The sequence below is a fragment of the Sphingobium yanoikuyae genome, from assembly GCF_013001025.1.
In the GTDB taxonomy this organism is placed as follows: Bacteria; Pseudomonadota; Alphaproteobacteria; order Sphingomonadales; family Sphingomonadaceae; genus Sphingobium; species Sphingobium yanoikuyae_A.
In genome coordinates this window covers 4,725,356-4,747,994 of record NZ_CP053021.1, presented here as the reverse complement: position 1 = coordinate 4,747,994, position 22,639 = coordinate 4,725,356, and the positions used below count along the sequence as shown (strand labels likewise).

Annotated in this window: 23 protein-coding genes; 8 read left to right on the top strand and 15 right to left on the bottom strand. The window is 66.2% G+C overall.

Going from position 1 to position 22,639, the window contains the following annotated elements; translation table 11 throughout:
- Nucleotides 1–89: 89 nt before the first annotated feature.
- Nucleotides 90–1,421 carry a dicarboxylate/amino acid:cation symporter gene (locus tag HH800_RS22850; protein WP_169862603.1) on the top strand — a complete coding sequence of 444 codons (1,332 nt, stop codon included), beginning with the start codon at nt 90–92 and terminating at the stop codon, nt 1,419–1,421.
- Nucleotides 1,422–1,481: 60 nt separating this feature from the next.
- On the opposite strand, the gene HH800_RS22845 is transcribed toward HH800_RS22850, so the two are convergent.
- On the bottom strand, nt 1,482–2,366 hold the full coding sequence (locus HH800_RS22845) for a bestrophin family protein (protein WP_099232821.1): 885 nt from the start codon (nt 2,364–2,366) through the stop codon (nt 1,482–1,484).
- Nucleotides 2,367–2,503: 137 nt separating this feature from the next.
- Between HH800_RS22845 and HH800_RS22840 the strand changes: the two genes are divergently transcribed.
- A complete protein-coding gene (locus HH800_RS22840) occupies nt 2,504–3,832 on the top strand; it encodes a dicarboxylate/amino acid:cation symporter (protein ID WP_169862601.1) in 1,329 nt (442 codons plus the stop codon).
- On the opposite strand, the gene HH800_RS22835 is transcribed toward HH800_RS22840, so the two are convergent.
- On the bottom strand, nt 3,795–4,364 hold the full coding sequence (locus HH800_RS22835) for an NADPH-dependent FMN reductase (RefSeq protein WP_169862600.1): 570 nt from the start codon (nt 4,362–4,364) through the stop codon (nt 3,795–3,797). The two genes, HH800_RS22840 and HH800_RS22835, sit on opposite strands and share 38 nt — an antisense overlap.
- A gap of 155 nt (nt 4,365–4,519) precedes the next feature.
- On the opposite strand from HH800_RS22835, the gene HH800_RS22830 reads away from it, so the two are divergent.
- A complete protein-coding gene (locus HH800_RS22830; protein WP_169862598.1) occupies nt 4,520–5,449 on the top strand; it encodes a family 43 glycosylhydrolase in 930 nt (309 codons plus the stop codon).
- A 37-nt stretch (nt 5,450–5,486) separates the two neighbouring features.
- On the opposite strand, the gene HH800_RS22825 is transcribed toward HH800_RS22830, so the two are convergent.
- Together HH800_RS22825 and HH800_RS22820 are read right to left on the bottom strand one after the other, a co-directional pair.
- On the bottom strand, nt 5,487–5,669 hold the full coding sequence (locus HH800_RS22825; protein ID WP_004209747.1) for a hypothetical protein: 183 nt from the start codon (nt 5,667–5,669) through the stop codon (nt 5,487–5,489).
- Nucleotides 5,670–5,674: 5 nt separating this feature from the next.
- Nucleotides 5,675–6,964, bottom strand: a complete 1,290-nt coding sequence (locus HH800_RS22820; RefSeq protein ID WP_169862596.1) for an adenylosuccinate synthase — start codon at nt 6,962–6,964, stop codon at nt 5,675–5,677.
- A gap of 228 nt (nt 6,965–7,192) precedes the next feature.
- Between HH800_RS22820 and HH800_RS22815 the strand changes: the two genes are divergently transcribed.
- A complete protein-coding gene (locus HH800_RS22815; protein WP_169862594.1) occupies nt 7,193–8,050 on the top strand; it encodes an alpha/beta hydrolase in 858 nt (285 codons plus the stop codon).
- Here the strand turns inward: HH800_RS22815 and HH800_RS22810 are convergent.
- The 3 genes from HH800_RS22810 to HH800_RS22800 all read right to left on the bottom strand — a co-directional run bounded on the left by HH800_RS22810 (nt 8,044) and on the right by HH800_RS22800 (nt 12,133).
- Complete coding sequence (locus tag HH800_RS22810) at nt 8,044–9,174, bottom strand: ATP phosphoribosyltransferase regulatory subunit (protein ID WP_169862592.1); 1,131 nt, start codon at nt 9,172–9,174, stop codon at nt 8,044–8,046. The genes HH800_RS22815 and HH800_RS22810 overlap by 7 nt on opposite strands.
- A 96-nt stretch (nt 9,175–9,270) precedes the next feature.
- Nucleotides 9,271–10,851, bottom strand: a complete 1,581-nt coding sequence (gene serA, locus HH800_RS22805) for a phosphoglycerate dehydrogenase (protein ID WP_026109465.1) — start codon at nt 10,849–10,851, stop codon at nt 9,271–9,273.
- A gap of 118 nt (nt 10,852–10,969) precedes the next feature.
- Complete coding sequence (locus tag HH800_RS22800; RefSeq protein WP_169862590.1) at nt 10,970–12,133, bottom strand: phosphoserine transaminase; 1,164 nt, start codon at nt 12,131–12,133, stop codon at nt 10,970–10,972.
- A gap of 160 nt (nt 12,134–12,293) precedes the next feature.
- On the opposite strand from HH800_RS22800, the gene HH800_RS22795 reads away from it, so the two are divergent.
- The 4 genes from HH800_RS22795 (at nt 12,294) to dapD (ending at nt 15,519) form a co-directional block, all read left to right on the top strand.
- Nucleotides 12,294–12,992, top strand: a complete 699-nt coding sequence (locus HH800_RS22795; protein WP_169863405.1) for an extensin family protein — start codon at nt 12,294–12,296, stop codon at nt 12,990–12,992.
- A 76-nt stretch (nt 12,993–13,068) separates the two neighbouring features.
- Nucleotides 13,069–13,947: a TIGR00730 family Rossman fold protein gene (locus tag HH800_RS22790; RefSeq protein ID WP_004209740.1), complete on the top strand. Its 879-nt coding sequence runs from the start codon at nt 13,069–13,071 to the stop codon at nt 13,945–13,947.
- A 64-nt stretch (nt 13,948–14,011) separates the two neighbouring features.
- Complete coding sequence (locus HH800_RS22785) at nt 14,012–14,683, top strand: pyrimidine 5'-nucleotidase (protein ID WP_017502547.1); 672 nt, start codon at nt 14,012–14,014, stop codon at nt 14,681–14,683.
- Complete coding sequence (gene dapD / locus HH800_RS22780) at nt 14,680–15,519, top strand: 2,3,4,5-tetrahydropyridine-2,6-dicarboxylate N-succinyltransferase (RefSeq protein ID WP_017502548.1); 840 nt, start codon at nt 14,680–14,682, stop codon at nt 15,517–15,519. Before HH800_RS22785 ends, dapD begins: the two co-directional genes overlap by 4 nt.
- A 28-nt stretch (nt 15,520–15,547) precedes the next feature.
- Here the strand turns inward: dapD and cobU are convergent, their stop codons facing one another.
- The 8 genes from cobU to HH800_RS22740 are packed head-to-tail and all read right to left on the bottom strand — an operon-like array spanning nt 15,548 to nt 22,631.
- A complete protein-coding gene (cobU, locus tag HH800_RS22775) occupies nt 15,548–16,054 on the bottom strand; it encodes a bifunctional adenosylcobinamide kinase/adenosylcobinamide-phosphate guanylyltransferase (protein WP_169862589.1) in 507 nt (168 codons plus the stop codon).
- Nucleotides 16,051–17,004: an adenosylcobinamide-phosphate synthase CbiB gene (cbiB, locus tag HH800_RS22770; protein WP_169862587.1), complete on the bottom strand. Its 954-nt coding sequence runs from the start codon at nt 17,002–17,004 to the stop codon at nt 16,051–16,053. The genes cobU and cbiB overlap by 4 nt, the downstream gene beginning before the upstream one ends.
- Nucleotides 16,997–17,980: a threonine-phosphate decarboxylase gene (locus tag HH800_RS22765; protein WP_169862585.1), complete on the bottom strand. Its 984-nt coding sequence runs from the start codon at nt 17,978–17,980 to the stop codon at nt 16,997–16,999. Before HH800_RS22765 ends, cbiB begins: the two co-directional genes overlap by 8 nt.
- Nucleotides 17,977–18,696 (bottom strand): adenosylcobinamide-GDP ribazoletransferase, encoded by a 720-nt coding sequence (locus HH800_RS22760; RefSeq protein WP_169862584.1) that lies wholly within the window; start codon nt 18,694–18,696, stop codon nt 17,977–17,979. The genes HH800_RS22765 and HH800_RS22760 overlap by 4 nt, the downstream gene beginning before the upstream one ends.
- On the bottom strand, nt 18,693–19,262 hold the full coding sequence (locus tag HH800_RS22755) for a histidine phosphatase family protein (protein WP_169862582.1): 570 nt from the start codon (nt 19,260–19,262) through the stop codon (nt 18,693–18,695). Before HH800_RS22755 ends, HH800_RS22760 begins: the two co-directional genes overlap by 4 nt.
- A complete protein-coding gene (gene cobT / locus HH800_RS22750) occupies nt 19,259–20,272 on the bottom strand; it encodes a nicotinate-nucleotide--dimethylbenzimidazole phosphoribosyltransferase (RefSeq protein ID WP_169862580.1) in 1,014 nt (337 codons plus the stop codon). The genes HH800_RS22755 and cobT overlap by 4 nt, the downstream gene beginning before the upstream one ends.
- A complete protein-coding gene (locus HH800_RS22745) occupies nt 20,269–20,676 on the bottom strand; it encodes a DUF1636 domain-containing protein (protein WP_169862578.1) in 408 nt (135 codons plus the stop codon). Before HH800_RS22745 ends, cobT begins: the two co-directional genes overlap by 4 nt.
- The gene (locus HH800_RS22740) at nt 20,676–22,631 is read right to left on the bottom strand and encodes a TonB-dependent receptor plug domain-containing protein (RefSeq protein WP_169862576.1); all 1,956 of its coding nucleotides are present in this window, start codon (nt 22,629–22,631) and stop codon (nt 20,676–20,678) included. Before HH800_RS22740 ends, HH800_RS22745 begins: the two co-directional genes overlap by 1 nt.
- Nucleotides 22,632–22,639: the final 8 nt, after the last annotated feature.

Here is a 22,639-nt window from a genome sequence, read left to right as displayed (position 1 = left end):
TGCGGGCTGGCCGGGCGCCTGTTAGGTGTCACCACCCAGCAGAACAGAATGAATGCGCGGGCGGACCGCTCGCTGGCTAGAGGAATATAATGCGAAATCGACTGACGGCCTACATCCTGACAGGCATGGTCCTGGGCGTGATCGTGGGCTTCGTGGCCAATCTCTGGGTCGGCGGGGATGAAGCGCTGGCCAAGGATGTGGCGGGCTATTTTCACCTTCTGGCCGACATCTTCCTTCATCTGATCAAGATGATCATCGCGCCTTTGGTCTTTTCCACGCTGGTCGCGGGCATCGCCCATATGGGCGACAGCGCGGCACTGGGGCGGATCGGCGGGCGCGCGCTCGCCTGGTTCATCATCGCCAGCCTCATTTCGCTGACCTTGGGCCTGATCTTCGTCAATTTCTTCGAGCCGGGTGCCGGCCTCAACCTCGTCCGGTCGGGCGCGGATGCGGGCGTCAACACCGAAGCGCTCAATTTCCGCGACTTCATTCTGCACGTCTTCCCGACGTCGATGATCGGCGCGATGGCGGACAACCAGATCCTGCAGATCGTCGTCTTCTCGCTGTTCGTCGGCGTGGCGCTGACCGCCATCGGCGAAAAGGGCAAGCCGATCATCACCGTGATCGAGGCGCTGGTCGAGCTGATGCTGCAGGTTACCGGCTATGTCATGCGGGTCGCGCCGCTCGCCGTGTTCGGCGCCCTCGCCTCGTCGGTGACGGTGCAGGGCCTGGGCGTGCTCAAGACCTACGGCGCGCTGGTCGGCGAATTCTACATCGCCCTCATCTGCCTGTGGGTGCTGCTGTTCGGCGCGGGTGCGATTTTCCTGGGCAAGCGGATGTTCAAGCTGATCCGCTATGTCCGCGAACCGATCCTGATCGCCTTCTCGACCGCTTCGTCGGAAGCCGCCTATCCCAAGATGCTGGAGCAGCTCGACCGGTTCGGCGTGCCGCGCCGCATCTACAGCTTCGTGCTGCCGCTGGGCTACAGCTTCAACCTCGACGGCTCGATGATGTATGCGACCTTCGCGACCATCTTCATCGCCCAGGCCTATGGCATCGACCTGCCGATCGCGACCCAGATCACGATCCTGCTCGTCCTGATGGTCACCAGCAAGGGCATCGCCGCCGTGCCGCGCGCCTCGCTGGTCGTGGTCGCCGCCACGCTCGGCCAGTTCGACCTGCCGGTCGAGGGCGTCGCCTTCATCCTGGCGGTCGACCATTTCATGGACATGGGCCGCACCGCGACCAACGTGCTGGGCAATGCCATCGCCACCTCGGTCATCACCAAGTGGGAAGGCATGCTGGAAGTAGAGGAGCCGGTCGACGTGCCCCATCCCAAGGCGCCGGCCCATACCCCGTCCCATGGCCGGGCGGGGCTGGAACTGACCTCCGACATGGTCGACGAAGACCGCAAGGGCTAAGCGTCCTCAGCCTTACCCAAAGAAAATGCCCCGCCGGCATGATGCTGGCGGGGCTTTTTCTTACCACAGGACGCCGCGCACCGGCGTCACCGGGTCTGGCGCCGGATCGCCGATCGACTGTAGCAGGTCGATCTCGATCGTCCGACACATGGCGGTCAGCGGTACGTCATGCACGCTGTCGGCAAAGGGATCGGTCAGATCATCGCCGATCCGTAGCACCGCCATGAACATCAGGCCCGCGACCGTCGATCCCAGCGGCGTGGCGAAACCCAGCGTCTCGACCAGCCCGATCGGCAGCAGGATGCAGAAGAGATGGGTGAACACGACCGGCAACAGTCGATACTGGAAGGGCAGCGGCGTGTTCTTCAGCCGCTCCATCCCGCCCTGGGCATTGGCGATGTCGACCAGCACCTTTTCCATCTGGGTCTGCTGGATGGTGTCGATCCAGCCTTCCCGCCGCGCCATGTCGATCCGCCGGCCGGTGCTGTCGAGCAGGCCATTGGCCGGATTGGCGCGCGCCAGCGCCTTGCCCTGATCCTCCTCGCGCAGGAATTTGGTCACGTCCTCACCGATCGTCTGGCGCCGCAACTGGCAGCGCAGCGCATTCACATAGGCGATCTGGCGCTTGACGATCTCGCGCTTGAGGTCCCGCGCTTCCGGGTCGGGCAGGAAGTTGCGCGCCGAACGCGCCAGGCTGCGGGAGGCGTTGATCATCGCCCCCCACAATGTGCGCCCTTCCCACCAGCGCTGGTAACTGCTGTTCGACCGGAAGCCCAGGAACAGGGCGAGAGCCGAACCGAAGATGGTGAGCGGCAGCGAAGGGGCCTTGAACGGCAATAGATAATAAGCGGCCGTGACCGCACAGTCCCACACGAATAGCGCGGTCAGCGGTTTCCACACTTCCGATGCGATCCGGCGCATGCTGGGGACGGCATCAACGATCATGCAAGACTCCTTCTGGTGAACCGGCCCAACGCCCGAGCATGCGGCCATGCTCCGTCGATGCCCTAACGAAACGAAATATTGCCGGCCGCGCAACCCGCTTCCTTATGGCTCGTTGGTCGGGAGGAAGAGGAGAAGCCATGAGTGGTTCAGGCACAAAGGAACAGGCGGGCCGGCGCGCGGCCTTCTCGCTGCAATGGCAGATGCTGGCCGGCTTCCTGATCGGCCTCACCGCCGGGCTGATCGCCTATGCCGTAACGCCCGGTGCGCCCTGGATCGATGCGGTCACCCGCTATCTCACCGGCCCGATAGGGCAGGTCTTCCTGCGCCTGCTGTTCATGCTCGTGATCCCGCTGCTGGTCTCCGCGCTGATCGTCGGCATCGCCGAAATGGGCGAGATGCGCTCGCTGCGCCGGGTGGGGCTGCGCACTCTCCTCTACACGCTGATCGTGTCGGGCATAGCCGTCGTCATCAGCCTTGCGCTGGTCAATCTGCTGCAACCGGGCAGCGGCGTCGATCCGGCGCAGGCGCACGCACTGCTGGCCGATGCGGGCCAGGGGGCCAAGGCGATCCTTGACCGCGGCGCCGACACGCCCACCGGCATGCAGGCGCTGATCGCGATCATCCCCGACAATGTGATCGCGGCGATGGCCGACAATGACATATTGGCGGTGATGGTCTTCGCCCTCTTCTTCGGCATCGGGCTGGTGCTGGTGCAGACGAAGGAAACGAAGCTGCTGCTCGATGCGATGGAGGGGCTGTTCACGGTGACGATGCGCCTCATATCGATCGTCATCCGCCTGGCGCCGATCGCCATCGCCTGCTTCATGTTCAACCTCGCCGCCCAGTTCGGCTGGGACTTGCTGGTGCGCCTGTCCGCCTATGTCGGGGTCGTGCTGCTGGCGCTCGCGATCCAGATGTTCGGCATCTATTCGCTGCTGATCGGCCTGCTGGCGCGCCGGTCGCCGCTGCGCTTCTTCGCCGCCGTGCAGGAAGCGAGCGTCATGGCCTTCGCCACCGCCTCCTCCAATGCCACCCTGCCGACCGCCATCCGCGTTGCGGAAGAGAAGCTGCACCTGCCGCGCCGCATCCCCCGCTTCGTCCTGACCATCGGCGCCACTGCCAACCAGAATGGCACGGCGATGTTCGAGGGGATCACCGTCCTGTTCCTCGCCCAATTCTTCCATGTCGACCTCAGCCTTGGCCAGCAGCTGATGGTGATGCTGGTCTGCATATTGGGCGGGGTCGGCACGGCGGGCGTGCCGGCCGGGTCGCTGCCGGTGGTGGCGATGATCCTGGCGATGGTCGGCATCCCGCCCGAGGGGATCGGGCTGGTGCTGGGCGTCGACCGGCTGCTCGACATGTGCCGCACCGCGCTCAACGTCACCGGCGACCTTGTGGCTGCGACGGTGATATCGGCGCGCGAGGAGATCAGCGCTGCGCCTTCGCCGCTTGCGCCCACCAGATGAGCGTGTCGGCGAAACCCGCAAAGCCCCGATCCAGCGCCGCCCCGCCTTCGCCCTGGGGCCGGGCCTGCTCGTCCAACGTCTGCTGGATCTGACCGACGCTGAGGCGCTCGGGCATCACCGCCATGCCCATGGCGGACAGCGTCACCGTCCAGTCGGCATGGCTGTTCACCCCGGCAAAACGCCCCATCGAGTAGCTGGCAATCGCGGCGGGGCGACGGTCGAACTCCTTGAGATAATGGTCGACCAGATTCTTGAGGCCCGGCTGCATGCCGCGATTATATTCGCCCGCGACGAAGACGAAGGCATCGGCAGCGGACAGGCGCTGCGCCAGCAGCGCCATGGCGGCAGGCGCTTCGCCGGCCGGATAATCGCTGTATCGCAGGTCGAGTATCGGCAGGTCGATCGCCTTGGCATCGACCAGTTCCGCCCTATGCCCCAGCCCTTCAAAGCCGCGGATCAGATAGTCGGCCAGCCGGATACCGAGCCGGTCTCGCCGATAGGAGCCGTAGAGGACGAGGATATCGAGTGCCATGCGGAGCCTCCTGTTTTGATGTCGGCAAACTTGTCGCATCCCGCCCCGATCGGGTCCAGCCGGCCTTCCAATCTTTCAATATTTCACGATGCGAAATTGCATTTCACATGGCGGAACGCCATCATCGTATCAATGATCGACACGGGAGGATGCTGATGAAGAGGATGGCGCTGCTCGCCTATATGGGCCTGCTGATGGCCAATGGCGATGTCGAGCCGGGCAAGCCGATCAGTCCGCGCTTCGCCGGCGATCCCTCGCCGCACTGGTTCGACGACCGCTGGTATCTCTATGCCACCGACGATGCGTCCAATTCCGGCCGCTACTGGGACAGCACAAGCTGGCGCCTCTACAGTTCGACCGACATGAAAAGCTGGCAGGATGACGGCGCCTTCCTCGACGTCACCACCTTCCAATGGGCACGGCCCGATGCAAAGGCCTGGGCACCCGAAGTCGCCCAACGCAACGGACGCTATTATTTCTACGCGCCGATCGGCGGCGACCGGATCGGCGTTGCGGTGGCCGACCGCCCCCAGGGGCCTTATCGCGACGCGCGCGGCGACGCGTTGATCGACAAGGCGCGAGACGCCAATGCCGGCGCCGAACCGATCGACCCCGCCGTCTTCATCGACACGGACGGACAGGCCTATCTCTATTTCGGCACCCGCGTGCCCAAGGTGGTGCGGCTGAAGCCCGACATGATCCATGTCGATGGTCCGATCATGGATGTCGTCGTCACCGGACTGCCGGCGAGCGACCCCAAGAAGAAATATGGCGAGGCGCCCTATCTCCACGCCCATGGCGACCGCTATTATTTCAGCTTCTCGACCGGCTGGCCCGGCCAGATCATCTATGGCACCGCCGCCTCGCCGCTCGGCCCCTTCGCCTATGGCGGCGTGATCCTCGACTATCTGCCGATCTCGACCAATCATCAGGCGATCGTCGAGCGGGGCGGCAAGAGCTGGCTCTTCTATCATGACAGGCTGCTGCCCGGCGGCGGCGATCATCGGCGGTCGATCACCATCGCCCCACTGACCTATGCCAAGGACGGGGCCATCCAGCCGGTCGAGCGCCACGCCCCGGAATGAGGAAAGGCCGGACGTTTCCGCCCGGCCTCTCAATCTCTCAGCGCAGCTTGGCGATCGACAGCCCGTCCTGCTTGGCGCGGGTCTTCACCGATTCCTCGCTGCGGGTCAGCGCCTTGGCGATCGCCTTCAGCGCCATGCCCTTCTTCGCGAGCGTATGTAGCTTCTGGACCTCATCCTGGGTCCAGGGCTGCTTGTGTCGCTCGAAACGTTCGCCGGCCATGCCCCTTAATCCGCGAAGGGATCGCGGACGAGGATGGTGTCGTCGCGTTCCGGGCTGGTCGACACGAGCGTGACCGGGCAGCCGATCAGTTCCTCGATACGGCGGATATATTTGATCGCCTGTGCCGGAAGCTCCGCCCAGCTGCGCGCGCCGGCGGTGGTTTCGCTCCAGCCGGCAATGCTTTCATAGATCGGCTCGGCCTTGGCCTGGTCCTGCGCATGGGCGGGCAGATAGTCGAAGCTCTGGTCGCCGATCTTGTAGCCGACGCAGATCTTCAGCTCCTCGAAACCGTCGAGCACGTCCAGCTTGGTCAGCGCAATGCCGGTCACGCCCGAAACGGCGACCGACTGGCGCACCAGCACCGCGTCGAACCAGCCACAGCGGCGCTTGCGGCCAGTGACGGTGCCGAATTCATGGCCGCGCTCGCCCAGGCGCTGGCCGACGTCATTTTCCTGCTCGGTCGGGAACGGGCCGGACCCGACGCGAGTGGTATAGGCCTTGACGATGCCCAGCACGAACCCGGCGCCATTGGGGCCAAGGCCGGTGCCGCTCGCCGCCGTGCCCGCCACCGTGTTGGACGAGGTTACGAAGGGATAGGTGCCATGGTCGATGTCGAGCAAGGTGCCCTGCGCGCCTTCGAACAGGATGCGCTTGCCTTCCGATTTCGCCTTGTTGAGCGTCAGCCAGACCGGCTTGACGAAGGGCAGGATGAAGGCAGCGATCTCGGTCAGGTCGGCCATCAACTGAGCGCGGTCGATCGGCGCTTCACCGAAACCGGCGCGCAGCGCATCATGATGCGCGGTCAGGCGATCGATCTGCAGGTCGAGATCGTCGAGATGGGCCAGATCGCAGACGCGAATGGCGCGGCGGCCGACCTTGTCCTCATAGGCCGGGCCGATGCCGCGACGGGTGGTGCCGATCTTGCCGGCGCCCGACGCATCCTCGCGCAGGCCATCGAGGTCGCGGTGGAAGGGCAGGATCAACGGGCAGGTCTCGGCGATCTGCAGGTTTGCCGGGGTGATCTCGACGCCCTGGCTCTTGAGCTTGGCGACCTCGTCACGGAAGTGCCAGGGGTCCAGCACCACGCCATTGCCGATCACCGACAGCGTGCCGCGCACGATGCCCGACGGCAGCAGCGAGAGCTTGTAGACCTTTTCGCCGACGACCAGCGTGTGGCCGGCATTATGCCCGCCCTGGAAACGGGCGACGACATCGGCGCGCTCCGACAGCCAGTCGACGATCTTGCCCTTGCCTTCGTCACCCCACTGGGCGCCGATCACAGTAACATTTGCCATGGATACACTCCTCCGCCCGCCGCGCGGACCGGCCATGCCCTTCGACGGGACTCGGCATGCCGGTGGAATAGGATGGGCGGGGTACGCCCTGTGCGGGGCGCGCGTTAGCCGGGCATGGCCGATGCGTCAAGGTTGGAGGCACATTACACTTTGATACCAGGTGCCGGCTTTACGGCGCGATGCGCCCTCGCGATCATGGCGGCGCAGGGGCAGTGAAGGACGATCCATATGCGCAGACGGCTGATTCCCATCCTGATTCTCTCCCTGCTCGCGGGCGCGCCGCTGGCCGCCCAGGCCCAGACGGCTACTGCGCCGCAGGCCATGGCCTATGGCCATGATCCATTGCAGGCGATCGACTTCTGGCCGGGCAAGGGCACCAAGGCACCGCTGGTCATCTTCGTCCATGGCGGCGGCTGGAAGCGCGGCAGCAAGGACAATGCCACCGGCGCGGCCAAGGCGCCCCATTATACCGGCCTTGGCTATGCCTTCGCCTCGATCAATTATAGGCTGGTGCCCGATGCGACGGTCGAGAGCCAAGCGCAGGATGTCGCCGATGCGGTCGCCCATCTGCGCAGCCGGGCGGCAACGCTGGGCATCGATCCAGACCGCATCATCCTGATGGGCCACAGCGCCGGCGCGCATCTGGTCGCGCTGGTCGGCACCGACATGCGCTATTTTGCCAAGGTCGGCCTGAAGCCCGATGCCGTGCGCGGCATCATCGCGCTGGATGGCGCGGCCTATGATGTCCCGACGCAGATGGCGCAGGGCGGCCGATTCATGGCAAAAACCTATGAACAGGCGTTCGGCACCGATCCGGCGCGGCAGAAGGCGCTATCGCCCACCTTGCAGGCGGCAAAGCCCAATGCCCCCGATTTCCTGCTGCTGCATGTCGATCGGGTCGACGGCACAGCCCAGTCCAATGCGCTCGCCGCCGCGCTGCGCAAGGCCGGCACGCCAGTGGAGATTCATGCCCTACCCGGACGCGGCCTGCGCGGCCATATGCAGATCAACCGCGAGATGGGCGACGCCGACTATGCCGGCACCGGCATTGTTGATGCCTGGCTGCGTCGCCTGTTCGGTCAGTAGGCGCGGGGCTCGCCGCCATCCAGCCAGTGCGAGCAGCGCTGGGCCGCGCCATCTTCGCCGTCCGCCAGGGCCGCAACCGTGTGCCAGCCCTCGGCCCGCAGCGCGGCCGCGCGCACGACATCATGGCCGACCGGCAGGAACAGGCGCCTGGGCCGCTCGTCGCCAAAGCCCGCGTCGATCAGCGGATCGGGATAGAGCGAAAAGCCCATGGCGGGCTCATCCGTTTCGCCAGCACGAGCAATGGCATAGCTGCCGCCACGGCCGACCTCACCGATGAAGCCCTCGGCAAAGATGGAGAAGCCGAACCAGTTCTGGAATTCGAAACCGTGCCGTTCGGTCGGGTCGAGGGTCAGGGTGATGTCCCAGCCGATCGGCTTGGCGATCGCGCGCAGGCCCGCGATGCGGCTGTCTATGGCGCCACCCAGGCTGGCGCTGAACGCCTCCAGCCGTTCCATCGCGGCGTGGAACGGGCCAGTCGCCTCGATCAGCGGCAGATAGGCGGCGGCGGCCGGGCTGATCGCCACCAGCGCGCCGGCATCCTTGGCGTCCAGTTCGGCGCGCACGGCTTCCAGTTCCTCTGCCCCCAGCGGCAACGGACCAGCAGCCAGCGCGTCGATCAGGTCGGGCAAGGTGAAATCGATGGTGATGCCGGTGACGCCGGCGGCAGTCAGCGCCTCGATCGCGATGTTGACGATCTCGACCGCGGCGGCGGCGCTGTCGCTGCCGATCAGTTCGGCGCCCAGCTGCATCTTCTCGCGCTCGGGGCGCAACTGGCTCGCCTTCTGGCGGATCACCGGCCCGGCATAGGACAGGCGCAACGGACGCGGCGCGCTGCGCAGGCGGGTGGCGGCGATGCGACCGACCTGCGCGGTCATGTCGGGGCGGAAGGCCAAAGTGCGCTGCGACACCGGGTCGACGGCACGGACCAGATCCTGCGCGCGCATCGACTTGAGCCGCTGGGTCAGCGTATCCTCGAACTCCGCCAGCGGCGGCATGACCCGCTCATAGCCATGGGTCGCGACCGTATCGAGCACGCGGCGCGCCAGGCGCGCGGAAGCTTCGGCCTGCGGCGGCAGGCGATCGGAAAGTCCTTCAGGAAGAAGGCCGGGCGGGATCATGGTCATGGGACAGGCCCTTTAGCGGAATTTTTGGGTTAGGCCATCCCCAACTCCGCGCGGCCCGGACTGCGCGATGGCAGCCCGGACCGGCAAAGTATGAATTTACGCGAAGCGCAGCAGCTTCACCTGCTTCACGCCGGCGAGGTTGCAGATCGCCCAGCGCAGCGGTTCGGTGACGGTGCCGTCGACCGACAGCAGCAGCACGGCTTCGCCGCCCTGGTTGCGGCGGCCCAGGTGGAAGGTGCCGATATTGACGTCCGACTCGCCCAGCTTCGAGCCCAGGCGGCCGATGAAGCCCGGCGCGTCCTGGTTGACGATGTAGAGCATGTGGCCGTCGAGATCGGCTTCGACCTTGATGCCGAACAGTTCGACCAGGCGCGGCTGGGCATGGCCGAACAGCGTGCCGGCCACCGACTTGTCGCCCGCTTCGGTCGAAACGGTGACGCGCACCAGCGTCTGATAGTCGCCCTCGCGGTCATGGCGCACTTCACGCACGTCCAGACCACGCTCCTTCGCCAGGAAGGGCGCGTTGACCATGTTCACCGTGTCCGAATAGACGCGCATCAGGCCGGCCAGCACCGCGGCGGTGATCGGCTTCTGGTTCAGCTCGGCGGCATGGCCCTCGACCTCGACCGCGACGCCGGTGATGGCATCGCCTTCGAGCTGGCCGATCAGGCTGCCCAGCTTTTCAGCCAGCGCCATATAGGGCTTGAGCTTGGGCGCTTCCTCGGCCGACAGGCTGGGCACGTTCAGCGCATTGGTGATGCCACCGTCGAGCAGATAGTCGCTGAGCTGTTCAGCCACCTGCAGCGCGACATTGACCTGCGCTTCGTCGGTCGATGCGCCCAGGTGCGGGGTGCAGATGAAGTTCGGCGTGCCGAACAGCGGCGATTCCTTGGCGGGCTCGGTCTGGAACACGTCAAGCGCGGCGCCGGCGACATGGCCCGAATCCAGCGCCTCCTTCAGCGCCGCTTCGTCGATCAGGCCGCCACGGGCACAGTTGACGATACGCACGCCCTTCTTGGTCTTGGCCAGATTTTCCTTCGACAGGATGTTGCGGGTCTGGTCGGTCAGCGGCGTGTGCAGCGTGATGAAGTCGGCCTTGGCCAGCAGCGTGTCGAGATCGGCCTTTTCGACGCCCATTTCCACGGCGCGCTCGGGCGTCAGGAAGGGATCGAAGGCAACGACCTTCATCTTGAGGCCGAGCGCGCGGCTGGCGACGATCGAACCGATATTGCCGGCGCCGATCAGGCCCAGCGTCTTGCCGGTCACTTCCACGCCCATGAAGCCGTTCTTGGGCCACAGGCCTTGCTGCGTCTGGGCATTGGCTTCGGGGATCTGGCGGGCCAGCGCGAACATCAGCGCGATGGCATGTTCGGCGGTGGTGATCGAGTTGCCGAATGGCGTGTTCATCACGATCACGCCCTGGGCCGATGCAGCCGGGATATCGACATTGTCGACGCCGATGCCGGCGCGACCGATGACCTTGAGGTTGGTCGCGGCGTCGAGGATCGCCTTGGTGACCTTGGTCGAGCTGCGGATGGCGAGGCCGTCATAGGCGCCGATCATCGCGGCCAGTTCTTCCGGCGTCTGGCCGGTGATGACGTCGACCTCGACACCACGCTCGCGGAAGATCGCGGCGGCGCGGGGGTCCATCTTGTCGGAAATGAGAACCTTGGGCATGGGAATATCCTTGTCGTTCATCGTCACCCCGGACTTGATCCGGGGTCCCGCTCATCTGCGGGAGTGGACATGAAGAAGCGGGCCCCCGGCTCAGGGCCGGGGTGACGCCATGATGTGATTAAGCGGCAGCCTTGATCTCAGCATATGCCCAGTCGAGCCAAGGACCGAGCGCCTCGATATCGGCGGTCTCGACCGTGGCGCCGCACCAGATGCGCAGGCCCGCCGGGGCGTCGCGATAGCCCGCGACGTCATAGGCCGCGCCTTCCTTCTCGAGCAGGCCGGCGAAGGCCTTGATGAAGGCTTCGTCGGCACCCTCGACGGTCAGGCAGACGCTGGTGGTCGAGCGCGAGGCTTCGTCGATGGCAAGATGGCCGAGCCAATCGCGTTCGGCGACGATCTTGCCCAGCGCCGCCGCATTGGCGTTGCTGCGTGCGATCAGGCCATTGAGGCCGCCCAGCGACTTGCCCCATTCCAGCGCGAAGATCGCGTCTTCCACGGCCAGCATGGAAGGGGTGTTGATGGTTTCGCCCTTGAACACGCCTTCGGCGAGCTTGCCCTTCGCCATCAGGCGGAACACCTTGGGCAGTGGCCATGCGGGGGTGTAATTTTCCAGGCGCTCGACCGCGCGGGGGCCGAGGATCAGCACGCCATGGCCGCCCTCGCCGCCCAGCACCTTCTGCCAGGAGAAGGTGGCGACGTCGATCTTGGTCCAGTCGATCTCATAGGCGAAGACCGCGCTGGTGGCATCGGCGAAGGTCAGGCCCTCGCGGTCGGCCGGGATCCAGTCGGCGTTCGGCACGCGCACGCCCGAGGTGGTGCCGTTCCAGGTGAAGAGCACGTCGTTCGAGAAGTCTACGGTGCCAAGGTCGGGCAACTGGCCATAGTCGGCGCGGATCACGGTGGGATCGAGCTTCAGCTGCTTGGCGGCGTCCGTCACCCAGCCTTCGCCGAAGCTTTCCCAGGCGAGCGTCGTCACCGGGCGGGCGCCCAGCATGGTCCACATCGCCATTTCGAAGGCACCGGTGTCGCTACCCGGCACGATGCCAATGCGGTGGGTGTCGGGCAGGTTCAGCAGCTCGCGCATCAGGTCGATGCTGTAGGCGAGGCGGGTCTTGCCGATCTTGGCGCGGTGCGAACGGCCGAGCGACTGCGTGGCCAGCTTGGCGGCATCCCAGCCCGGAGGCTTGGCGCAGGGACCGGAAGAGAAAAAGGGGCGAGCCGGACGGTTGGCAGGCTTTGCGACAGGCGCAATGGTGGCGTCAACGGCAGTCAGATCAGTCATGTAATGCGTCTCCTTGCAGAGAGCACGCGCGGCGTTGGGACCGCGTGGCCCGTCGGCCGCCCTAAAGATTTCCGAAAAAGAGTCAAGCCGCAGCAAAATGCGACGAAATGACAGCGCCGTTAACCCATCGGCCCGGAAAGCCGTGGTAAATGCGGGATTGATGGTAGAGCGGGCGACGAAAAATTCGGTATGGCGCAGCGCGGCCCTGGCCGCGACGATGGCGAGCATGCTGGCCGCCTGCAGCGGCGACCTGGTGCCCAAGGGCCGAGTCGCGCGTGCATCCAAGCCGGTGAAGAGCGCACGCCCGGCCACACCGCCCGCGCCGCCGCCGCTCGAAACCCGGCAATGTTTCGCCAAGCTGCAGTCCCAGTCGGTCGCTTTCACCCCCCTGCCCGACCAGAATTTCGGGGGTGGATGCAGCGCGATCGGCAGCGTCAAACTGCTCGACATCGGCGTGCCGACCTCGGGCCTTGGCGCCATGACCTGCAATCTTGCTGCCAATTTCGCCGCCTGGTCGCGCTATGCCGTGCAACCCGCCGCCCGGCTGATCCTGGGCGCGGAGATCGAGAAGATCGAGACATTCGGCACCTATAATTGCCGGCCGATCGCGGGCAGCGGCAAGCTCAGCGAACATGCCCACAGCAATGCGATCGATGTATCCGCCTTCGTCCTGAGCGACGGGCGGCGGATCAGCGTCGAGAAGGACTGGCATGGCGACAAGCGGACCCGCCAGTTTCTGGAAGTGGTCCATGCCAGCGCCTGCAAGCGGTTCAACACGGTGCTGTCGCCCGACTATAACGCCGCCCATCATGACCATTTCCATTTCGACATGGGCGGTCGCGGCGGCTTTTGCCGCTGAGCGGAAATAGCCAACTTGGCGGATTTTCCCGCTAACGGTCTTGGCATTGTCACCTGCCGCGCCTAGCTTGTTGGGAATGACCAAGAAAGAAATTGAAGAACGCAAATTCCGCCCCGCACGCCAGGAAGCGGACGACGCCAGGAAGGCGATCGAAACCCCCCAGACCAGCAGCGCCGCCTACAAGCTCGCCTTCCAGGACAATGAGTTCCTGCTGCGCGAGGATCTGCGCCCGGTGCGCTTCCAGCTCGAATTGCTGAAACCCCAGTTGCTGATGGACGAGGCGCGGATCGAATCCACCTTCGTCTTCTACGGCTCCGCCCGCATTCCCGAACCCGATCAGGTCCAGGCGCGGATCGACGCGGCCACCACGCCTGAACAGAAGAAGATTGCCGAAAATCTGGGCAAGAAGGCCCGCTATTATGAGGAAGCACGCAAGCTGGCGCGGATCGCGGCGCAATATCCGGTCAACGCCGCCGGTTGCCGTCACTTCGTCGTCTGCTCGGGCGGCGGCCCCTCGATCATGGAAGCGGCCAATCGCGGCGCGGTCGATGTCGGCCAGACCACGATCGGCATGAACATCGTGCTGCCGCATGAACAGGCGCCCAACCTGTTCGTCACGCCGGAACTGAGCTTCCAGTTCCACTATTTCGCGCTGCGCAAGATGCATTTCCTGCTGCGCGCCCGCGCGCTCGCGGTCTTCCCCGGCGGCTTCGGCACGTTCGACGAGATGTTCGAACTGCTGACCCTGATCCAGACCGGCAAGATGAAGCCGATCCCGATCCTGCTGTTCGGCAAGGATTTCTGGAACAAGGTGGTGGATTTCGAGGCGCTGGCCGATGAGGGTGTGATTTCGCACAATGACCTCAACCTGCTGACCTGGGTCGAGACGGCCGAGGATGCCTGGGCCGCGGTGCAGGACTTCTATCACGACAGCGAAGCGCCCGGCTGCGGCTGATGCGGCCGATCCATGGGGCCTTTGCGCCCTTGCCCTAATCCCCGCCGGGGATTAGGGCGCGGCCATGCGCGCGGACCTGGCCCATGTCGACACCTGGATCTTCGATCTGGACAATACGCTCTATCCGGCGAAGGCGGACCTGTTCGCGCTGATCGACGTGAAGATGGGCGAATATATCCAGGGCCTGTTGGGCTGCGACCCGGCCGAGGCGCGGATCGTCCAGAAACGCTATTTCATGGAACATGGCACGACCCTGTCGGGGCTGATGCACCATCATGGCATCGAGCCGCGCGAATTTCTCGACTATGTCCATGACATATCGATGGAGCGGCTGGCGGTCGATGCCGCCCTCAACGCCCATATCGCCGCCCTGCCCGGCCGCCGCCTGATCTTCACCAATGGCGATGCCACCTATGCCGGCCGCGTGCTCGACCGGCTGGGCCTCGCCGGCGCGTTCGAGCTGATCCACGACATCCATGCCTGCCGCTATGTGCCCAAGCCCGATCCGTCGGGCTATGCCGAACTGTGCAGCGTCCACGCCGTCGACCCGACCCGCGCTGCCTTTTTCGAGGACATGGCGCGCAACCTCAAGCCCGCAAAGGCGATCGGCATGACCACCATCTGGGTCAATAACGGGTCGGAAGCCGGCAATCACGACCATCATCCCGATTTCATCGATTATGAAACCGACCATCTGACGCCGTTCCTGGCGGATATTTTTGGGGAAAGACCATGAGCCAAGACCTGATCGCGATCATCGACGCCGCCTGGGAGGACCGGGCCAACATCAACCTGTCGACCCAGGGCGACGTCCGGCAGGCAGTCGACAAGGCGCTGGCCCTGCTCGACAAGGGCGAACTGCGCGTCGCCGAGCCGACCGAAGCCGGCTGGCAGGTCAACCAGTGGGCGAAGAAGGCCGTGCTGCTCTCCTTCCGCCTCAACGACAATGTCATGATCGACAATGGTCCGGGCGCCGGCCACTGGTGGGACAAGGTGCCGAGCAAGTTCGCCGGCTGGGACGAGGCCGCCTTCCGCGCCGCCGGGTTCCGCGCCGTGCCGGGCAGCTTCGCCCGCGCCGGATCGCACATCGCCAAGAATGTCATCCTGATGCCCAGCTTCGTGAACATCGGCGCCTTCGTCGATGAAGGCACGATGGTCGACACCTGGGTGACGGTCGGCAGCTGCGCCCAGATCGGCAAGAATGTCCATCTGTCGGGCGGCGTCGGCATTGGCGGCGTGCTGGAACCGCTGCAGGCCGATCCGGTCATCATCGAGGATGACTGCTTCATCGGCGCCCGGTCGGAAGTGGTCGAGGGCGTGCGCATCGGCAAGGGGTCGGTGCTGTCGATGGGCGTGTTCATCGGCCAGTCGACCAAGATCATCGACCGCGCCACCGGCGAAGTGTTCATGGGTGAAGTGCCGCCCTACTCGGTCGTCGTCCCCGGCTCGCTGCCCGGCAAGCCGCTGCCCGACGGCACGCCCGGCCCCAGCCTCTATTGCGCCGTGATCGTCAAGCGCGTCGACGCGCAGACCCGGTCGAAGACCGGCATCAACGAACTGCTGCGCGACTAATCGAGCGAAGGGGCGGTCCGCCGCCCCTTCACCCCTTGAGCGCGAGCGGCAGGCCGGCCGCGACGAAAACGACCCGATCCGCCACCGCCGCGACCCGCTGGTTCAATGTCCCGGCCAGATCGCGAAAGCGCCGCGCCAGCGCATTGTCGGGCACGATGCCCAATCCCACTTCATTGGCGACCAGGATGATCGCCCCGTCATGGGCCAGGATCGCGGCACAGAGCGCGTCGGCCGCCGCCTCGCCATCCCGATCCGCCAGCAGCAGATTGCTGGCCCACAATGTCAGGCAATCGACCAGCACGATCTTGCCCCGCGCCGCCGCGATCGCGCCCGGCAGCTCGATCGGCGCCTCCACCGTTTCCCATTCCGGCCCGCGATCGGCCCGGTGCCGGGCGATCCGGTCGGCCATTTCCGCGTCCCAAATCTCGGCCGTGGCGATGAAGACGTGCGCGCCGGGCAGCGCTTCCGCCGCTGCCTGGGCATGGCGGCTCTTGCCCGATCGCGCGCCGCCCAGCACCAGCAGACTGCTTCTCATATCATGTCTCCCGCAAACAGCGCCTGCAGCCCGGCCACCAGCCAGAGCAGCAGGCAGGCCTGAACATAGATGGCCAGCGCCCAGCGCAGGTCGAGCGGATCGGCCTCGCTTCGCCCGCTGCCGATCCAGGGCTTGTCATGGCGTACGCCATCATAGCGGATCGGCCCGGCCAGCCGCAGGTCGAGTGCGCCGGCCATCGCCGCTTCGGGCCAGCCGGCATTGGGCGAGGCATGATTGCGCGCGTCGCGCCACATCACCCGCCAGCCGCCCCCCCCGGCCAGACAGAGCAGGCAACCGGCCAGTCGCGCCGGGATCAGGTTCATCAGGTCATCGGTGCGTGCCGCCGCCCAGCCGAACGGCCCCCAGGGCGCTTCGCGATGGCCGATCATGCTGTCGGCGGTATTCACCGCCTTATAGGCCCACACACCCGGCAGGCCCAGCAACAGCAGCCAGAAGAAGGGCGCGACCACGCCATCGCAGAAGCTTTCCGCCAGACTCTCGATCGCGGCGCGGGTCACGCCGCTTTCATCGAGCGATTGCGTATCGCGACCGACGATCATGCCGACCGCCTCCCGCGCCGTCGACAGATCATCGGCCGCCAGCGCGTGATGGACTGCGCGGACATGGCTATAGAGGCTGCGCAGCGCCAGCGCTGGATAGGCCAGCAGGCCGATCAGCAGCCAGCTCCACGGCTGCGGCAACCAGAGACGGAGCAGATACTGCACCAGCCATCCGCCACCGCCCGCCACCGACAGCAAAAGCAACAACGTTGCAATCCCGCCCATTTTCCGGGCGAGAGCGCTACGCGCCGGATCATTCCAACGCGCGGCACAATGATCGATGAGCCGCGCAAAGCTGCCGACCGGATGGCCGACCCGGCGATAAAGTGCCGCCGGCCAGCCGACCACCGCATCGAGCGCGAGCGCCAGCAACGCAACCGGATCAGCCATGGCGCAGCGCCCGTTCCAGTCGGGCCAGGCCCATCGCGTCTGCCGGCAGGCCGATGCGCAACCAGCGCGGCTGGGCCTCGAACGGCCGGGTCAGGATCGCCTGCCCGGCCAGCCGCTCGAACAGGGCCATGGCATGGGGCGTTTCGATCAGACGAAAGAGCGGGCTTTGGCCGATCGGCTGATAGCCGTGGCCCAGCAGCAACGCATCGAGCGCCTGCGCCTCGCGCTGGAGCTGTTCGCGCATCGCGGCGATCCAAACGGTATCGCGATAGGCCGCCGTACCGATGGCGATGGCGGCGGCCGACACTGGCCAGGCACCCAGCCTGTCCCGCACCCGCGCAATGATCGCGCGCGGCGCCACCAGAAAGCCGAGGCGCAGGCCAGCAAGCCCGAAAAACTTGCCGAAGGAGCGCAACAGCATCAGCCGGCGATCATCGGCGATGACCGACGCCAGGCTGATGCCGGGATGGCCATCGGCAAAGGCCTCGTCGACCACCAGCCAGCCATCCGACCCGCGCCGGTCGAGCAGGGCGAGCAGGTCGGCCACGCCATGGATGCGCCCGTCGGGATTATTGGGGTTGGCGAGGATCAGCGTCTGCCCGTCGGCCTCGTCCAGATGGTCGAGATCGACCGGCGCGGCGCCGGGCACCATGACGCCATGGGTGCGATAGGCCGGGCTGGCATGGCGGACCGAACCGTCAAGCAATGCGCCAACAAGGCGCAGGCCAACCTCCGTCCCCGGCAGCGCGCAGACATGATCGGCCGCGACGCCGAAATGATCGGCCGCCCCCTGTTCGAGCGCGCGCAGTCCCTGCTCGTCGGGCAAGGCGCGCCAGTCGATCGCCTGCTCGGCAGCGCCGGGCCAGGCATGGGGATTGATGCCTGTGGATAAGTCGAGCCAGCTTTCGGGCGCGCCACCGAAAAGCGCGCTCGCCGCCGCCACGCCGCCGCCATGCCAGGTCCAGCGCGTCGTCATGTTGTGCCGCTCGCGATCAGGACGACGAAAAGCAGCCCGCTTTCAACCAGTTCAATGCCCGCGCCATGGCCATCGCCGGAAATGCCGCCCAGCCGGCGCTTCAGCCACAGGCCCCAGACCAGCATCAGCAGCGGCGCCGCGAGCAGGGCCGGCAGCCACCAGGATACGATTATCAACAGACTTATCCACAGGGCGATGTGGATCGTTTTGACGGCATCGGCAAAACGCGCGCCCAGCCCGGCATGCAGCGGCGGCAGCATCCGCGCCCACAGCAGCGGCCCGATCCGCGCGGCAAAGGGAATGAGCAGCAGCGGCGACATCATGCCCCGCTCGACCAGCGCATGGAGCAGCAGCAGCTTGACGATCAGTTGCAGGCCGATCGCCACCACGCCGAAACTGCCGACATGCGGGTCGGCCAGCACCGCCAGCAGCCGGTCGCGCCCTTTATGCACCGCGCCGCAGGCATCGGCGATGTCGCCGAGCCCATCGAGATGCAGCGCCCCGGTCACGCCGACCCAGCAGAGCAGCCCGGCCAGCGCCCCGATCCAGGGATCGATGCGAACAGCAAGATTGACAGCGAACATGACAGATAGACCGACAATCGCGCCGACCGCCGGAAACCATCGGATCGACCGTGCGAAGTCTGTCTCGTTCGCTGTCACCTTTGGCATCGGCAGGCGGGTCAGAAACTGGATGGCAAGGATCAGCCCCTTCATGGGCGCAGGCCCGTGATGCGGGCGAGCGGCGGCTCCCCGGTCCAGCGTTCCAGCGACAGCAAGGCGGCATAGGGCAGGCCGAAGCTCCAGCTCTGCTGCACGCTGAACCCGCACAGATGGGCCAGCGCCGCGCGCATCGCCCCGCCATGGGTCAGCACCAATGTGGGCACGCGCGGCAGATCCTCGACCGCATCGGCGATCCGCCCCAGCAATGCCGTCCAGCCCTCGCTGCCCGGCGGCGCGAAACCATCGGGATCCTGCCAGAAACGGGCGAGCGCCTCGGCATCGACATCGGCCGGGGCCAGGCCATCCCAGATGCCGAAATCCAGTTCCCGCCAGCGCGGATCGACCCAAACCGGCAAGCCGGCGCGCTCGCCGATCGCGGTTGCCGCCTGCCGGGCGCGCTGCAGGTCGGACGTCACGATCATCTCGATCTCCAGCCCCTCCGTCTGCGCCAGGCAGGCGTCGATGCCCGCGCGCGTCGGCACGCTGTCGGTCCGCCCCAGCAACAGGCCGGGCGTCTCGGGTGCGCCATGCCGCAGCAGATGGAGCGGCATGCCCATCATGTCGCGGTCGACACCGCCGCTTCGGCAAATGTCGCCATGCCGCTATGCGCGGCTACGGCCGCACGGACGATATTGGCCGCCACCGCCGCGCCGCTGCCTTCGCCCAATCGCATGTCGAGGCGCAGCAGCGGTTCAAGGCCCATCCGCTCCAGCAGCAGGCCATGGCCCGGCTCGGCCGAGCAATGGCCGGCCAGGCAATGGTCGGCAAAGGCCGGCACCTGCGCCACCAGCGGCGCGATCGCGGCGCAACTGATGAAACCGTCGAGCAGCACCGGCACGCCCAGCTGGCGGGCGCGCAGCACCGCGCCGGCAATCGCCGCCAGTTCGCGTCCGCCCAGCCGGCGCAGCGTTTCGAAGGCGCTGTCCGGCGCATCGGCATGGAAGGCGAGCGCGCGATCGATCGTCGCGATCTTGCGCGCGATCCCCTCGCCATCGACGCCCGTGCCGGGACCAACCCAGTCGCGGACCGCACCGCCAAAGCTGCGCGCGCTCAGGGCTGCGGCGGCGGTCGAATTGCCGATCCCCATTTCGCCCACGACCAGCAGGTCCAGATCCTCTTCGGCGGCCGCCGCGCCGATCGACAACGCCGTCAGGCATTCCTCCTCGGTCATGGCCGGCGCGATGGTGAAGTCCGCCGTCGGCCTGTCCAGATCGATGGACCGGACCGCCAGCTCCAGCCCGGCGACACCGGCCAGGGCATTGATCGCCGCGCCACCGGCGGCGAAATTGGCGACCATCTGGGCGGTCACGGCGGCGGGATAGGCGCTGACGCCATGGACGGTGAAGCCATGATTGCCGGCAAAGATCGCGGCACGCGCCCGCTCCAGGCGCGGCACCGCGCGCCCCTGCCAGCTTGCCATGAAGATCGCGACATCCTCCAGCCGGCCGAGCGCGCCGAGCGGCTTGGTCAGTTCCGCCTGCCGCGCGCGTGCAGCCGCGCTGGCCAGTTCCTCGGCCGGCGGCAGATTGGCCAGGGCATTTTCGAAATCGGTGATCGAGGCGAAGCTCATTCGACGACAAATCCTTCCGGCGGGGTACGGGTGATGAAATGGCCCTTCACGCCTTCGGGCCATTCGCGAAAGGCGACGCGGCCATGCTCGCTGGCGGCATAGGCAATGGCATAATCGAGGATCGCGCGCGCCGCATCGGCATCCGGGGTGAACCGCCCCATGACATAGCCGACCTTGCCCGGCGCGCGCAGATGGACGGTGCAATGATCCTGGCAGGCGAACAGGCAGGACATGTCCTGCACCGCGACGGTGGCATAGCGCGGGTCGGAGGCCTGCACGCTGCGCAGCGCCTCCGCCAGCCGGGCCCCGCCACGCACGCCCTCCGCATCCTCCCGCATCGTCGCCGAATGACGGCAGGTATTACAGGTGACAATGGCGGGGCCGGGTTCGACGGGGCGCAGCATCAGAAACGCCCCCGGAAGCCGGCATAGATGCTGCGGCCGAGCGTGCCATAGCGATAGGCCGTCATATAATTCTCGTCGAAGAGATTTTCGACGCGGGCGAATAGGCGCAACGCCGGGGTGAACGCATATTCGGCGCGCAGGTCGACCAGCGTATAATCGTCCAGCCGCGTCGTGTTGACCGCATTGTCATAGCTGTGGCCGGACCAGCGCAACGCCGCGCCGGTGGTGAGGCCGAAGGGCCAGGCATAGCTGATCGAACCATTGGCGCTGTTGCGCGGCCGGCGCGGCAGCCAATTGCCTTCGTTCGCGGTGCCGTCCGAACGATCCTCCGCCACGGTCCAGCTATAATTGCCGTCAATGGTCAGCCCCTTGACCGGCTCGACCGCCGCCTGCGCCTCTATCCCATGCGCCTTGGCGCGCGCGACATTGAGATAATAGCCATAGCGGCGGGTGGTGGTGCCGGGCGTGAAGCAGAGCGGATCGGTCGAACTGGAGGAACAGCTATTATAGATGATCTGGTCGGTCGTGGTCCGGTCGAACCAGGTCGCGCCCAGCCGCAGTTTCTCGCCAAGGAAGCGCTGCTCCGCGCCCGCTTCCCAGCCATGGGCGCGTTCGGGATCGAGCGCCTGGTTCCCATATTCGGAAAAGAGCTGATAGAGGGTCGGCGCCTTGAATCCCTCGCCATAGCTGGCGCGCAGCACCGTCCCGGTCGGCAACGCCCAGACGCCACCGGCAGAAAAGAGGGTGCGGCCGCCATAGCGATCATGATCGTCATAGCGCAGCCCGCCGGTCAGGGTCAGGCCCGTGATCGGCTGGGCATTGAGCTGTCCATAGACGCTGGTGATCTCCGCCTTGCCGCGGGCCGGATCGGGAATCGGCACCGAAAGCGACGCCGAAGGCGACACGCTGCGGAAGCGGCTATTCTCATTCTCCACCCCGAACAGCGCGGTCCAGCCGTCGGCGATCGCGAAGCTGCCCTGATATTCCAGCCGCTGGTTGCGCCCCGCCGCGTCGAAGGTCTGCTTGCGCGGGTTGCGCGGATCATAATTGTCGCGATCAGTATCGGTATAGCCATAGCCGAAACGGTTGCGGAACCGGCCGTCGAGCAGCGCGACGTTAAGGCCGGCATAGCCGACAAATTCGCGATTGGTGCCATAGGCCGGGCTGTCCGCGCTGGTGGCGTCGAAATCGACCTGGCCGTCGGAATAATAGCCGCGCAGGTCCGCGCTGATCCCGTCCGCCAGAGCCACCTCGACCCGGCCGGTGACGCTGCGATTGGTATAGCCGTCCTTCTCCTTGCCGCCAAAGGCCGGGCTGATCGCGGAAATACCCTCGGTGGTGAAGCTCTGGCCGCCGATCCGCCAGCTGACCGGGCCGGTCTTCCCGCCCAACGCCGCACGGGCACTGACCGTGTCACGCGACCCCGCCTCGATATCGAAGCTCCCCTCCAGCGCCTTTTCGGGCATGGCGGTGACGACATTGACGACGCCGCCGATCGCCTGGCTGCCCCACAGGGTCGACTGCGGGCCGCGCAGCACTTCTATACGCGAGGCGTCACCGACCAGCAGATTGGCGAAATTATAGCCGCCACCGGCCGAAGAGGGATCGTTAAGCTTCACCCCGTCGATGACCACTACGGTCTGGTCGGACTCGGCGCCACGAATGCGCAGCGACGTCGCCGTGCCATAGCCGCCATTGCGCGAGATGCTGACACCGGGCGTGCGCAGCAGCAATTCGGTGACGCCCAGATCCTGCGCCCGGTCGATCGCTGCCTTGTCGAGCACGGTGACGGAGGCCGGCACCTGATCCACCGGCGTGGCGAGGCGGGTCGCGGTGACGAGGATAGAGGATGCCCCGGCATCGGCGGCGGCATCGGGCGGTGGCGCCTGCTGCGCGTCTTCGGCGAAAGCGGTGGTGGAGAGAAGGAAAGAACAGAAAGTCAGATATTTGAACACATAAGCCC